This is a genomic window from Kineococcus aridisoli (genome assembly GCF_050871885.1).
Lineage (GTDB): Bacteria > Actinomycetota > Actinomycetes > Actinomycetales > Kineococcaceae > Kineococcus.
In genome coordinates this window covers 1-13262 of record NZ_JBJLSF010000116.1, presented here as the reverse complement: position 1 = coordinate 13262, position 13262 = coordinate 1, and the positions used below count along the sequence as shown (strand labels likewise).

Annotated in this window: 14 protein-coding genes; 8 read left to right on the top strand and 6 right to left on the bottom strand. The window is 77.2% G+C overall.

Translation table 11 applies throughout. The annotated features are described in order from the left end of the window. The first annotated feature begins 138 nt into the window (after nucleotides 1-138). Nucleotides 139-516, top strand: coding sequence for a hypothetical protein (locus ACRYM2_RS21315; protein ID WP_432524531.1), 378 nt, complete (start codon nucleotides 139-141; stop codon nucleotides 514-516). A gap of 52 nt (nucleotides 517-568) precedes the next feature. On the opposite strand, the gene ACRYM2_RS21310 is transcribed toward ACRYM2_RS21315, so the two are convergent. Both ACRYM2_RS21310 and ACRYM2_RS21305 read right to left on the bottom strand, forming a co-directional pair. Further along, nucleotides 569-1318 (bottom strand): NAD-dependent epimerase/dehydratase family protein, encoded by a 750-nt coding sequence (locus tag ACRYM2_RS21310; protein ID WP_432524528.1) that lies wholly within the window; start codon nucleotides 1316-1318, stop codon nucleotides 569-571. 77 nt (nucleotides 1319-1395) lie between these two features. After that, entirely contained in the window at nucleotides 1396-2082 is a 687-nt protein-coding gene (locus ACRYM2_RS21305; protein ID WP_432524527.1) for a TetR/AcrR family transcriptional regulator, read from the bottom strand. Between the two features lie 103 nt (nucleotides 2083-2185). Between ACRYM2_RS21305 and ACRYM2_RS21300 the strand changes: the two genes are divergently transcribed. The 4 genes from ACRYM2_RS21300 to ACRYM2_RS21285 all read left to right on the top strand — a co-directional run bounded on the left by ACRYM2_RS21300 (nucleotide 2186) and on the right by ACRYM2_RS21285 (nucleotide 6389). Further along, nucleotides 2186-3772, top strand: a complete 1587-nt coding sequence (locus ACRYM2_RS21300; protein WP_432524525.1) for an MFS transporter — start codon at nucleotides 2186-2188, stop codon at nucleotides 3770-3772. A gap of 124 nt (nucleotides 3773-3896) precedes the next feature. Further along, complete coding sequence (locus ACRYM2_RS21295; RefSeq protein WP_432524523.1) at nucleotides 3897-4805, top strand: hypothetical protein; 909 nt, start codon at nucleotides 3897-3899, stop codon at nucleotides 4803-4805. Beyond that, nucleotides 4802-5938 carry a molybdopterin-synthase adenylyltransferase MoeB gene (gene moeB, locus ACRYM2_RS21290; protein ID WP_432524522.1) on the top strand — a complete coding sequence of 379 codons (1137 nt, stop codon included), beginning with the start codon at nucleotides 4802-4804 and terminating at the stop codon, nucleotides 5936-5938. Before ACRYM2_RS21295 ends, moeB begins: the two co-directional genes overlap by 4 nt. A gap of 109 nt (nucleotides 5939-6047) precedes the next feature. Continuing rightward, complete coding sequence (locus tag ACRYM2_RS21285) at nucleotides 6048-6389, top strand: DUF8129 domain-containing protein (RefSeq protein WP_432524520.1); 342 nt, start codon at nucleotides 6048-6050, stop codon at nucleotides 6387-6389. Here the strand turns inward: ACRYM2_RS21285 and ACRYM2_RS21280 are convergent. Together ACRYM2_RS21280 and ACRYM2_RS21275 are read right to left on the bottom strand one after the other, a co-directional pair. Beyond that, on the bottom strand, nucleotides 6337-7371 hold the full coding sequence (locus ACRYM2_RS21280) for a glycosyltransferase family 2 protein (protein ID WP_432524519.1): 1035 nt from the start codon (nucleotides 7369-7371) through the stop codon (nucleotides 6337-6339). The two genes, ACRYM2_RS21285 and ACRYM2_RS21280, sit on opposite strands and share 53 nt — an antisense overlap. 2 nt (nucleotides 7372-7373) lie before the next feature. Then, complete coding sequence (locus ACRYM2_RS21275; protein ID WP_432524518.1) at nucleotides 7374-8480, bottom strand: iron-containing redox enzyme family protein; 1107 nt, start codon at nucleotides 8478-8480, stop codon at nucleotides 7374-7376. Nucleotides 8481-8536: 56 nt separating this feature from the next. Between ACRYM2_RS21275 and ACRYM2_RS21270 the strand changes: the two genes are divergently transcribed. Then, complete coding sequence (locus tag ACRYM2_RS21270) at nucleotides 8537-8788, top strand: CDGSH iron-sulfur domain-containing protein (RefSeq protein WP_432524515.1); 252 nt, start codon at nucleotides 8537-8539, stop codon at nucleotides 8786-8788. 118 nt (nucleotides 8789-8906) lie between these two features. On the opposite strand, the gene ACRYM2_RS21265 is transcribed toward ACRYM2_RS21270, so the two are convergent. Beyond that, nucleotides 8907-9647 (bottom strand): FadR/GntR family transcriptional regulator, encoded by a 741-nt coding sequence (locus ACRYM2_RS21265; protein WP_432524514.1) that lies wholly within the window; start codon nucleotides 9645-9647, stop codon nucleotides 8907-8909. A gap of 103 nt (nucleotides 9648-9750) precedes the next feature. On the opposite strand from ACRYM2_RS21265, the gene ACRYM2_RS21260 reads away from it, so the two are divergent. Further along, complete coding sequence (locus ACRYM2_RS21260) at nucleotides 9751-10749, top strand: proline iminopeptidase-family hydrolase (protein WP_432524512.1); 999 nt, start codon at nucleotides 9751-9753, stop codon at nucleotides 10747-10749. Beyond that, entirely contained in the window at nucleotides 10750-12141 is a 1392-nt protein-coding gene (locus ACRYM2_RS21255; protein ID WP_432524511.1) for an APC family permease, read from the top strand. It begins immediately after the preceding gene. A 9-nt stretch (nucleotides 12142-12150) separates the two neighbouring features. On the opposite strand, the gene ACRYM2_RS21250 is transcribed toward ACRYM2_RS21255, so the two are convergent. Continuing rightward, complete coding sequence (locus ACRYM2_RS21250) at nucleotides 12151-13164, bottom strand: tyrosine-type recombinase/integrase (RefSeq protein ID WP_432524509.1); 1014 nt, start codon at nucleotides 13162-13164, stop codon at nucleotides 12151-12153. Between the last annotated feature and the right edge of the window lie 98 nt (nucleotides 13165-13262).

The window sequence follows — 13262 nt, the reverse complement described above, 5'->3', positions numbered from 1 at the left end:
GAGGCGGGCGGCGCGGGCCAGAGCGACGGGGGAGATGTCGACTCCGGTGACGTGCCAGCCGCGGGGGGGCGGCCCCGCCCCGCCCGGCCCCCCCCCCCCCCCCCCCCCCCCCCCCCCCCCCCCCCCCCCCCCCCCGGGGTGCGCTACCGGCCCCCGGCGTGGGAGGCCAGGGGACGCCCGGGGGCCGTCGAGGTGCCCGCGGGCAGCGAGCTGGTCCTCCTGGAGGGTGTCGGGGCCGCTCAGCGGGAGCTGGCCCCGTTCCTCGACGCGGTGGTCTGGGTGCAGTCGGACGCCGCCCTGGCCGAGCGGCGGGGCATCGCCCGCGACGTGGCCGAGGGCGTGAACGGCGACCTCGAGCGGGCGACCGCGTTCTGGCACGAGTGGGCGGCCGAGGAGCTGCGCTTCCTGCGGGACCAGCGCCCCTGGGAGCGGGCCGACCTGGTCGTCGCCGGCACCCCGGTGACCCCGCTGGCCGCGGGGCGGCTGGCCGTGGCCCCCGGACCGCTGCGGCCGTGACCCGCGAGCGCGACCCGCGACCCGCGACCCGCGGTCGCGCCGCCCGCCGGCGCTACTGCCCGCGGCAGGTGGTGACGTCGCTGCCGTCGTCGGCGACGTCGTCGGCGTAGGCCTCGGAGTCCAGCACCGGCTCGTAGCCGAGGTCGGCGCGCGCCCGGCTGAGGTCCCAGTGGCTGCGGGTGTTGGCCGAGGTGCCCGGGTAGACCCCGAACGCGACGTCGGTCTCGACGGCCCCGCTCACCAGCCGGCGCAGGTCCTCGGGCCCGAGCCAGCTGGAGAGCTGGCTGCGCTGCTCGGGCGCGGGCGTGGTGGCGCCCAGGCGCAGGCCGACGGTGCTCAGCCCGCGCCGGTCGGCGAACACGCCCGCCACGGCCTCGTCGAAGGCCTTGGTGGCTCCGTAGAGGCAGCACGGCGCCGGTGCCCACTGCGCCTGCACCGGGAGCGCGCCGTCGCTCTCGTAGCGGCCCATCGCGTGCACGGAGCTGGCGTAGACCACGCGGCGCACGCCGTGCTCGGCGGCCGCTCCCAGCAGCGCCGCGAAACCGTCGACGTTGGGGCCGCGCAGCTCGTCCCAGGTGGCGCTCGGGCTCGGGTCCCCGGCGAGGTGGACGACGGTGTCGATCCCCTCGACGGCGCGCGCGAGCAGGTCGCGGTCGGTCAGCTCGCCCACGAGGACCTGCGCGTCGCCGTGCGGCGGCGGCTCGGAGCGGTCCAGCAGCCGCAGCTCGTGCTCGTCCAGACCGGGCAGCAGCTGGTGCGCCACCCGGCCCGCCGCGCCGGTCAGCAGGATGCGTCGGGTCACGCGACGATGCTCCCGCCGCGGGCGGCGGGGTGCGAGCCGAGCCGCCGAGGTCCGCCGCGAGCCGTCGCCCGCGGGCCTCAGAACCGCCCGCGCGGGTCGGCCTGCACCGCCCGGCCGAACTCCTCGGGGCTGAGCGGGGGCACCGGCAGCGGCGAGGGCTCCGAGCGGTGCGCGCGCAGCCCGTCCAGGTGGACGGTGAAGTGCCGCAGCCAGTGCCGCGGGTGCTCCTCGCCGCCGAGGTCCACGGCGACCTGGAGGGCCTTGAGCATCGTCACCAGGTCGGTGGCGGTGACGTCCGGGCGCAGGTCGCCGCTGTCCTGGGCGCGGGCCACGAGCGCCTCCAGGTGCGGGGCGAGGGCGGAGCGGGCCAGCGCGACGCCGGAACCGCCGCGCTCGGGGCGCAGCACCGCCTCGCGCAGGCCGCGGTCCTGCGCCATCCGCCGGGTGGAGCTCTCCAGGTAGGAGACCAGCCCGTTCCAGGGGTCGGGGTCGGCGGCGGCCCGCTGCGCGGTGGCGACCAGCTCGCGGATGCGCTCCTCGAAGAGGGCCTCCACGAGGGCGTCCTTGTCGGCGAAGCGGCGGTAGACGGTGCCCACCCCCAGGCCGGCGTGGTGGGCCACGTCGTCCAGCGTCGCGGCCAGCCCGCGCTCGGCGAAGACCGCGCGGGCCGACTCCAGGACCCGGCGGCGGTTCAGCTCGGCGTCGCGGCGCAGCGGGCGCGCCTGCCCCCCGGGGGCCGGGCCGGTGGGCGGCTGCGTCGTCACCCCGGCATCGTAACCGGAAACGGAGGTCGACTCTCAACTTCTGCTGCTACGCTGCCGATGAAGCGGAGAAGTCATCTCCGCTGAGTGGAGGCACCGAACACCCATGCCCGATCCGACGTCCCGCCCGGTCGAGCCCCGCACCCCGCAGCCGGCCCCGACGGCCCCGCAGGCCCCGCTGGCTCCGGCGACACCGCACCCGCGCACCCCGCCCGAGGGGCGCGCCACCACCCCGGCGACCGGCCCCGCCGCCCGCGCCCCGTGGGTCGTCCTGGCGGTCCTGTCGCTGGCCCAGCTGATGGTCGTGCTCGACGCGACGATCGTGAACATCGCGCTGCCCACCGCGCAGCAGGCCCTCGGCTTCTCCGACGAGAACCGCCAGTGGGTCGTGACCTCCTACGCCCTGGCCTTCGGCAGCCTGCTGCTGCTGGGCGGGCGCCTGTCCGACGTCGTCGGGCGCAAGCCGATGTTCCTCGTCGGCCTCGTCGGCTTCGCCCTCGCCTCCGCCCTCGGCGGCGCCGCGGAGGGCTTCGGCGTCCTCGTGCTCGCCCGCGCCCTGCAGGGCGCCTTCGGCGCCATGCTCGCCCCCGCCGCGCTGTCGCTGCTGACGACGACCTTCACCGAACCGGCCGCCCGCACCAGGGCCTTCGGGATCTTCGGCGGCGTCTCCGGCGCCGGCGGCGGCATCGGCCTGCTGCTGGGCGGGCTGCTCACCGAGCACCTGTCCTGGCGCTGGTGCCTGTACATCAACGTCGTCCTCGCCGTCGTGGCCGTCGCCGCCGGGGCGGTGCTGCTGGAGCACCGCCGGCCCGGCCACCGGCCCCCGCTGGACTGGCCGGGCGTCGCCACCGCCGTCCTCGGCCTGGTCGGCGTCGTCTACGGCCTGGCCAACGCCGAGGTCGACGGGTGGAGCGCCCCCGGCACCTGGGGCTTCCTGGTCGCCGGCGTCCTGCTGCTCGCCGCGTTCTGCCTGCTGCAGAGCCGGGTGGCGCACCCGCTGCTGCCGCTGCGCGTCGTCGTGGACCGCAACCGCGGCGGCTCGCTGCTGGCGATGGCCGTCACCGGCGCCGGCATGTTCGGCATCTTCCTGTTCCTGACGTACTACCTGACCGGCACCCTCGGCTACAGCCCGGTGCAGACCGGTCTCGGCTTCCTGCCGATGATCGCCGCGATCTCCGTGGCCGCCGGCGTCGTCGGCTCCGCCCTGCTGCCGCGCGTCGGCCCCAGGCCGCTGGTGCCCACCGGGATGCTGCTGGCCGCCGCGGGCATGGTGCTGCTCACGCGCATCGGCGCCGAGTCCTCCTACGTCACCGTCGTCCTGCCCGGCCTCGTCGTCACCGGCCTCGGCCTGGGCTTCCTGTTCTCCTCGGCGATGGCCACCGCCACGCTGGGCGTGCGGGCCGCCGACGCCGGTGTCGCCTCGGCCACCGCCAACACCGCCCAGCAGATCGGCGGGTCCATCGGCACCGCCCTGCTGTCGGCGCTCGCCGGCAGCGCGGTCTCCGACCGCCTGGCCGAGTCCGCCGGTGCCCCCGGCGCCGCCGACGTCGTGCAGGCGGCGCTGGCCGGCTACCACACGGCGTTCTGGTGGTCGGCCGCCCTGTTCGCCGCCGGTGCCGTGGCCGCCGGGATGCTGCTGGAGCGCGGTGTGCCGGTGCACGACCCGGACGCCGCGCCCGTCATCGCGCACTGACCGGAGCGCGACCGGCACGACCGGCACGACCCGCACGACCCGGGCGCGCCGGGCGGGACCCGTGCCCCGCCCGGCGCGCCCGTCGGTGCCGGAGCGCGTCGCACCCCCGCCGTACCCTGCCGCCGTGACCGCCGCCACCCGCTCCGCGCTCGAGGTGGCGGTGGCCGCGCTCGCCGCCGCCGCCACCGCCGGTCTGGCCCTGGAGCGCGCCGGCGCCTGGCAGCCCGGCCGCCCCGTGGTCGTCGCGCTCGTGGTCCTGACCGCCGTGCTCGCCGTCGCCTCCACGAGCGTGCGCGCCGTCGGCGGCGCCCTCACCCGCCGCCGCGACCGCCGCCGCGACCTGCACGAGGACGTCCTGTCCGCCGCGCTGTGGGCCGTCGTCGACAGCACCGCCGCCGCGGCGCCGGCTCCCGCGCCCGGTGCGCCCGGTGCCCCGGGCGCCGACCGGCCGCTGGACGTGCGCGACCTCGCCCTGGCCGTCTACCTGCTGCGCGGCGGCCGGCTGCGCGCACCCCGGCTGGAGCGCGTGCACCGGGTGCGCGCGCGCCGCCGCCCCGTGGCCTCCGGCGTGCGCTGGGCCCCCGGCAAGGGCGTCATCGGCGCCTGCGTGGCCACCGGCGAGGTCGTCGCCCGCGACGTCGCCGCCCTCGAGGCGGCGGGGGAGCGCCAGGGCCTGGACGAGCAGGAGCTGCGCGCCGTGCGCGGCAAGTACGCCGTCGTCGTCGCCGTCCCCCTGCTCGACGACACCGGAGCCACCTCCCGCGTCACCGGCTGCCTCGCCCTGGACGGCCCCGCCGGCACCCTGCCCGCGCTCAGCACCCCGGCGGTCCTCGCCGTCCTGGAGGCCACCGCCCGCACCCTGCAGCGCCTGGGCGACACCACCCCCGCCGCCGTGGCGGCCGCCGCCGCGGTGCCCCCCGCGCTGCCCGAGGCGGAGCGGGAGCGCGGGGAGCGGCGGCTGCGCGCCGCGCTGGAGCGCCAGGACAGCCCACCCGAGCGCGTCGCCGCGGCCGGGGGCAGGCTGACCCCGTGAAGCCCCTCGTCGCCCCCGGACCGCAGCTCACCGAGCAGCAGCGCCGCCGCTACTCGCGCCACCTGCTGCTGCCGGAGATCGGCGAGGAGGGCCAGCGCCGCCTGCTCGCCGCGCGCGTCCTCGTCGTCGGCGCCGGCGGGCTGGGCTCGCCCGCCCTGCTGTACCTGGCCGCGGCCGGGATCGGCACGATCGGCGTCGTCGACGACGACGTCGTGGAGGAGTCCAACCTCCAGCGCCAGGTCCTGCACGGCAGCGCCGACGTCGGCCGCCCCAAGGTCGACAGCGCCGCCGACGCGGTGGCGCGCCTGGACCCCGCGATCCGCGTGGTGCGCCACCGCGAGCGCCTGAGCGCCGAGAACGCCCTCGACCTCGTCGCCGGCTACGACCTCGTCCTCGACGGCTCCGACACCTTCACCACCCGCTACCTCGTCAACGACGCGTGCGTCCTCACCGGCACCCCCTGGGTCTGGGGCGCCGTGCTGCGCTTCGACGGCCACGTCGCCGTCTTCCACGACGGGCACGGGCCCACGTACCGCGACCTGTTCCCCACCGCGCCCCCGCCGGGCACCGTGCCCTCCTGCGGGGAGGCCGGGGTCCTCGGCGGCGTCTGCGCCGCCGTGGCCTCCGTGATGAGCACCGAGGCCGTCAAGCTCGTCACCGGCGCCGGCACCCCGCTGCTGGGGCGCCTGCTCGTGCACGACGCCCTGGCCATGAGCTGGCGCAGCGTGCCGCTGCGCCCCGACCCCCGCCGAGCCCCGGTCACCGAGCTGCGCGAGGAGCCCTCCTGCGCGCTGCCGGCGTCCACCCGGGTGCTGCCCACCACCACCGCCGCCGAGCTGCTCGCCGAGCGCGCCGCCGGCGCCGGGCCCCTGCTCGTCGACGTGCGCGAACCGGACGAGCACGCCGCCGGCGCCGTCCCCGGCGCCCTGCTGCTGCCGCTGGCCGACCTGCTCGCCGACCCCGCCCGCGTCCCCGCCGGCCGCGTCGTGCTGCACTGCGCGGCCGGCACCCGCTCGGCCCGCGCCCTCGACGCCCTGCTGGCCGGCGGCCGCACCGACGCCACCCACCTCGAGGGCGGGTTCGCCGCCTGGTTGCAGGCCGGCGGGCCCGTCGCGGCGTCCGCCGCCCGATGAGGCGCCTGACCCGGGCGCGCCCCGCACCGGGTTGCCCGCCTCGGGTGCGCGCCTAGGGTTGGAGGCGGTTCAACCCCGAGCCGGACGGCCTCCGACGCAGAGGAGCTCCATGACCTCCGAGCGCGACCAGCTCGCCATCCCCGACTACGACCACCTGCCGGTGGCCTCGCTCACCTCGCGCATCCGCACCCTGGACGCGGACGCCCTGGCCGGCCTCATCAGCTACGAGGAGCAGCACGGCGCGCGCGAGCCCGTGCTCACCGTCATGCGGGCGCGCGCCGACGAGCTGGCCGCGGGTGCCACCCCCTCGGGCGGGAACCCGGCCGGTGCGCAGCCGGAGCACGCGCCCGCGCCCACCGGCCCGGCGCTGAGCCCCGCGACCACGAACGCGCCGCCGATCAACCCGCCGTCGCAGGGCGACCCGACGAACCCGGCCCAGCCGCGGGGCTGAGCACCGCGGGGGTGAGCGGTTCCCGCCGCGCGCCCGGGTCGCGGACGGCGTGCGGCTGGCGGCTGCCGGCGTAGCGCACTCCGCCCCGGGCGCGGGCGGCGACCGCCAGCCACACGCAGACCGCGCGCTCGCACACCCACGCCGGCGCCCACAGCGCGGCGCTCGCCGGGTAGTGCGCGGCGCCCCCGGCGCGGCGGCGGCCCCGCTCGGCCACCACCACCGAGGCCGCCAGCCCCGCCGCCACCAGCACCGCCCCGCGCCGGCCGCGGGTCAGCGCCAGCAGCGCCGCCGGCAACCAGGACGCCTCCAGGAGCAGGCGCCCCGGCTGGGCGAAGTCGTCGTAGGCCTGCCGCACCCGCTGGCCGAGGAAGTGCCGCGCCTGCGGCGGGCGGCGCTGCACGTAGGTGCCCCAGGCCGTCGTGCAGCGCCCGCCGGAGGCCCGCACCGTGCGCACCATCTGCAGGTTCTCGAACAGGACGTCGCCGTCGTAGCCGCCCATGGCGCAGAACGTGCTGCGCCGCACCCCGAACGTGCCGGGCCAGTCCTCGCCGAAGGCCCGGTTCAGCAGCGAGCGCGCCGTGTCCCAGCGCGCGTGCCACGGTTGCGGCGCGAACACGTTCTGCGGGCGCACCAGGTCCGCCCGCTCCAGCAGCGCCACGACCTCCGCCAGCTGCTGCGGGCGGTAGCGCACGTCGTCGTCGGCGATCACCACGTGCTCGTGGCGGGCGCGGCGCACCCCCGTCACCACCCCGCGCACCTTGCCGTTGCGCCCCGGCCAGGGGTCCGGCGGCAGGTGCCGCAGCCCCGGCGCCGACCACGCCGCGGCGTGCCGGGCGAAGTCGGCCGCCGCCGAGCCGTCGACGACCGTGACGTCGACGGTCCCGGCCAGCTCGCGCAGGTAGCGGCCGAGCTCGTCGACCTCCTCGGCGGGCCGGTCCGCCCAGCGGACCGGCAGGACGTACTCGGCGGCCAGCCGCTGCACGCTCAGCTCCCGGTGTGCTGCCCGCTGCCCAGCAGCGAGCTGCGTCCCGCGCCCCAGGCGTCCAGGACGTCGGCGGCCACCAGCTCCTCCAGCGCCAGGCACGCCGCGGCCCCGAAGAGCACGTCGCCGGCCAGCCGCGGCTCGCCCCGCACCAGCGCGCCGGCCAGGTCCCGGCCGGCGATCTGCTCGTGCACCGCGTCCGCCTCGACGTGCTCGTCGAAGAACCACGTCGCCTCCCGCCCGAAGCCCAGGCGGCGCAGCCCGTCGCCGTAGGCCCTGTTCGGCAGCGAGGAGGTCATCTCGAAGATCGCCAGGTGGCCCACGATCGCCCCCCGCAACCGCCGGTGCAGCCCGAACAGCGACATCGCGTTCACCGTCGCCAGCGTGCGCGCCGGCACCAGGGGCAGGTGCGCGCCGTAGGTGTCGTCCAGGCCCAGCGCCCGCATCGTGCGCGCGAACAGCGCCGCGTGCGCCCGCTCGGCGCGGCCACCGCCGTACTCGTCGGCCTGGATCTCCACCAGCGCCGCCTTGGGGCCGCCGGCCAGCCGCGGGATCGCCCAGGTGTGCGGGTCGGCCTCCTTGAGGTGGTAGACCGAGCGGTGGGTGAGGAACTCGCGGTAGTGCTCCAGGGTGGCGCGGCGGGCCAGGTGCCCGGACAGGCCGGGGCCCCCGTCGGCCGCGGCCATCGCGAACAGCGTCTGCGCGACCTCCTGCGGCGCCACCGCCGGCACGTCCACCAGCTCGCGCAGCGCGGCCTCGAACACCGCCTCCAGCCGCGCGCGCACCCCCAGCAGGCCCGGGTCCCACTCCAGCTCGTCCGCCGCCCCGCAGATCCCGCGGTAGTGCAGCTCGTACAGCAGCGTCAGCGACAGCTGCACGTCCTCGTCGGCGAGGACGTCGCCCGAGCACGCGGCCGCGGCCAGCCGGTGCAGCTCCGGTGCCGCCGGAGCACCGGGTGCACCGAGCAGGACGTCGCCGAGCGCCTCGCTCAGCGGCCCGCGCGGCGGCGGCAGCGCGCAGGTCCCGGGCGCGGTCGGGACGGTGGTCGGGTCGGTGGTCGGGTCGGTGGTCGGGTCGGTGGTCAGGTCGGTGGTCAGGTCGGTGGTCATCGTGCGGCCTCCCCGGGTGGTGGTGTGGCGGGTCGCCCGCTGGGTAGGTACCCGGCGTGGAACCAGCCGCGCGCGAAGCCCCCGCCACCGCCGACGACGTGGAGGTGACCATCACGGTGTGCCCCGCCGGGCCGCTGCTGCTGCGCGGACCTGCCCTGCTGCTGGACGGCGACGGTCGCCCGATCGACCCCGGGCGCAGGACGGTGGCCCTGTGCCGCTGCGGGCGCAGCGCCCGCGCCCCGTTCTGCGACGGCACCCACAAGCGCCGCACCCGCCGCCCGTCCGCGGACGAGGAGGAGCGCGGCTGAGGCGGTGCGGGGCACGGGACTCCCGGGATCGCTTGAGGGACCTCGGCCCGGGTGCCCGGGCTGAGGGCACGCTAGGGCCGGTGCCCGGGGGCGGCAACCGAAGCCGTCGCGGGCCCGGTCAGCTCCCGACCTCGTGCAGCGCCGCCCGCACGCGGTCCTCGGTGATGGCGAAGTGCTCGTGCGCGATCGCCGCCGCCCGCTCGGCGTCGGAGGCCAGGACCGCCTCCACCAGGCCCACGTGCTGGGGCAGCGCCCGGTCGTAGTCGGCCCGGGTGAACGGCTCCCACACCAGGCCCAGGTTCACCCTCGCCAGCAGCTGCCGGCTCAGCGCCGTCAGCTGCGAGTTGTGCGCGGCGGCGCAGAGCGCCGCGTGCAGCTCCGCGTCCGTGCTGCGCGAGGCCTCCGCGTCCCCGCCGGCCGTCCGGTAGGCCGCCAGCGCCACCCGCAACCGCTCGTCGTCGGCCGCCGTGTGCCGCTGCGCCGCGGTCCGCGCGATCGTCGCCTCCACCAGCCGGCGCAGGTCGAAGGCCTCCTCCAGCTCCGACCAGCTCGGCAGCAGCGTGCGCGTCACCGCCGACGCCTGCGCGCGCCGCGCGGCCTCGTCGGGGCCGTTGAGCACCCAGGTGCCGCCGGCCCGTCCCCGGCGCGTGGCCACGAACCCGCTGCGCGCCAGCTCCTCCAGCGCCGCCCGCAGCGTCGGCCGGCTGACCCCCAGCAGCGCCGCCAGCTCGCGCTGGGCCGGCAGGCGCTCGCCGGGCGCGAAGTCGCGCACGGCGATGGCCGTGATGAGCCGGTCCACCACGGCCTCCACGCTGGTGCGCGGACGGGCGGGCGGCAGGTCCACCTCTCGCGCGCTCACGGGGCCATCCTGCCGCCCGCCGCCGGCCGCTCCGCGCGGCCCCGCGTTACGTTCTGGTTAATGGTCTTGTCCTTTGACCATTGCACCGGCACGCTGCACCCCCATGACCGCACCGCCCACCTCCGCCTCCGCGACCCCGGACGCCGCGCCGCCCTGGACCGTCCGCGAGTTCGACGTCGACTTCCGCGGTCACCGCACCGCCGTGCGCACCTCCGGCGAGCTGGGCGGTGCCCGCCCCCTGGTCGTCCTGCACGGCGGGCCCGGCTGCACCATGGACTACGTCCTGGCCGTCGCCGACCTCGCCGGTCGCGGCACCCCCGTCGTCCACTACGACCAGCTGGGCTGCGGGCGCTCGCAGCACCTGCCGGACGCCCCGGCCGAGTCGTGGACTCCGCAGCTCTTCCTCGACCAGCTCGACGCCGTCCTGGCCGCCCTCGGCATCGACGACGACTACGACCTGCTGGGGCAGTCCTGGGGCGGGATGCTCGCCGCCGAGCACGCCGTGCGCCGGCCCGCGGGGCTGCGCCACCTCGTCATCGCCAACTCCCCGGCCTCGATGCGCACCTGGGTGGCCGAGGCCGGGCGGCTGCGCGAGCAGCTGCCCGCCGACGTCCGGCGCGCCCTCGACGAGCACGAGGCCGCCGGCACGACCGGCTCGCAGGAGTACCTCGCCGCCACCGCGGAGTTCTACGCGCGCCACGTCTGCCGCGTGCAGCCGATGCCCCCGGAGGTGGCCCGCACGTTCGCCTGGATCGACGAGGACCCGACCGTCTACCACACGATGAACGGCCCGACGGAGTTCCACGTGGTCGGGACGCTGCGCGACTGGACGATCGAGGACCGGCTGCCCGCCGTCGCCGTGCCCACCCTCGTCGTCAACGGCCGCCACGACGAGGCCACCGACGCGTGCGTCGCCCCCTACGTCGAGCGCATCCCCGGCGCCCGCTGGGTGCGCTTCGAGGACTCCAGCCACATGCCGCACGTGGAGGAGCGCGAGCTGTTCATGGACACCGTCGCCGCCTTCCTCGCCGACGCGCCCGCCGGCACCTCCACCGGCACCTCCACCGGCACCCCCGCCGAACCCCAGAGCCCAGGAGCCTGAATGTCCGACGACCTCGCCCGCTACGGGTACCGGCAGGAGCTCAAGCGCGGCCTGTCGCTGCGCCACCTGCTCGTCTACGGCCTCGTCTTCATGGTGCCCATCGCGCCGTTCTCCATCTTCGGCGGCGTCTTCGACGCCTCGCACGGCATGGTGCCGCTCACGTACCTCATCGGGTTCGTCGCCATGATCTTCACGGCGGTCAGCTACCAGCAGATGTCGCGGGCCTTCCCGGTCGCCGGGTCCGTGTACGCCTACGCGGGGCGCGGCATCTCCCCGCCCGTCGGCTTCCTGGCCGGGTGGGCCATCCTGCTGGACTACCTGCTGATCCCCACGCTGCTGTACGTCATCGGGGCCAACGCGATGGCGAACGTCTTCCCGGCCGTGCCGCAGCCGGTGTGGATCGTCGCGTTCGTGCTGGTGAACACGGTCGTCAACCTGCGCGGCATCGAGACCACGGCCCGGGCCAACAACGTCTTCCTCGTCGCCCAGCTCGTCGTGCTCGCCGTCTTCGTCGTCTTCGCGGTCATCGCCATCAGCAACGGCGTGGGCGGGGCGAGCTGGTCGGCGAAGCCGTTCTACAACCCCGACGAGTTCTCCGCACCGCTCGTCTTCAGCGCGCTGTCGGTCGCGGTCCTGTCCTTCCTCGGCTTCGACGCCATCTCCACGCTGTCGGAGGAGACGACCGGCGGCAACCGCGTCGTGGGCCGGGCGACCGTGATCGCGCTGTGCATCGTCGCGGCGCTCTTCGTCCTGCAGACCTGGCTGGCGGCGCTGCTGGTCCCCGGCATCACCGCCTTCCCCGACGCGGACGCCTCCAACAACGCCTTCTACGACATCGGCCGCTCGATCGCCGGCGGCTGGCTGGAGGTCGTCATCGCGCTCGCCGTCGCCATCGGCTCGGCCGTGGCGAACTCGCTGGTGGCCCAGTCGGCCACCTCGCGGCTGCTGTTCTCCATGGCCCGCGACCGGCAGCTGCCGCAGTTCCTGCGGGCCGTGCACCCGGTCCGCAAGGTGCCGCAGCGGGCGATCCTGCTGGTCGCCGCGATCAGCCTGCTGCTCGGGCTGTTCTTCGTGGGGCAGATCAACCTGCTGGCCTCGCTGTGCAACTTCGGCGCTCTGACCTCGTTCCTGCTGCTGCACGTCTCGGTCGTCTCGCACCACCTGCTGCGGCGGCGCCAGCGGACCTGGGGGCTGCACCTGGTGGTGCCCGCCGTCGGGTTCGCCATCATCGCGTACGTCCTGGTCAACGCCGACGTCCACGCGAAGGTCGGCGGCCTGGTGTGGATGGTCGTGGGCCTGGTCGTCCTCGTCGTCCTGCGGGCCACCGGCCGCTCGGTGGACTTCCGGGCGACCGACGCCGCGCTGCAGCCGGAGGAGCCGGTGCGGCGCTGACGGCGGCCGTCACAACCCGACGTGCGCCGCGGGGTTCCCCGGGAACGGGCGGGCCTCGCGGACGCACGCGGCCAGCGCCGCCGCCGAGCGGTGCCCGGTCTGGCGCGAGATGGACACCCCCGGCACCCCCGCCCGCACCGCGGTGGTGACGAAACCGGCGCGCAGGCTGTGACCGGAGAAGGTCGCGGGGTCCAGCCCCGCCTCCAGCGCCCGCCGCTTGACCACCTCGGCCACGCCGCGGTCGCCCAGGCGCTCCGGGCGCAGCGACCTCCCGCCCCTGCTCGTGCGCCGGAACGCCGCTCCCTCCTCGATCCGCGCCGCGGCCAGCCACGTGCGCCACGAGCGCACGGGGCAGGTCTCGCGGTGGCTGCCCCACGGCAGGTCGACCACACGCTGCGCCTGCGCGCCCGTCGCCCGCACCAGCACCCGCAGGCGGTCGGTGAGCACCTCGACGTCGCCGACGTCCAGCGCGCTGAGCTCGGAGCGCCGCAGCGCACCGGCGAAGCCGAGCACGAGCAGCGCCCGGTCGCGGTGGTCCACGACGGTGTCCTCCAGCGGCGCCACGAGCGCCGCCAGCCCGCGGATCTCCAGCGCCTGCACCCGCCGCGGGGGCCGCTCGGGGGCGTGGCGGCGGCGCAGCCCGCGCCAGACCAGCGCGACGTGCTCGCCGTCGGTGGGGGAGGGCACGCCGATCAGCCCGTGCGCCACGGCGATCGCCGCCAGCCGCCGCTGCAGCGTCGCGATCGACAGCCGCTCCACGTGCGCGCTCAGGTACGCCGAGACGGTGCGGCCCTGCGCCGGCAGCGCGGGCAGGTCCTGCCCGGCGCACCAGGCCGCGAAGTGGCTGAGGTCGGTGGCGTAGGCGCGCCACGTCCCGGGGCTGCGCAGGCTGCGCCGCACCGGGTCCACACCCGCGAACCAGGCGTGCAGCGCGTCGACGTCGAAGGTGGCGGGAGCCGCGAGCGGGGGCAGCTCGGCGGCCAGCAGCTCGGGCAGGGGCAGCTGCGGTGCGTCCTCGCTCACCGGGACAGGGTAGTCCGGGCGTGCCGGGCCGGCGGGGTCCGGCGCGGCCGCGGGGCGCGGTGGCGGCGCGGACGACGACGGCCGCCCCGGGAGCTCCC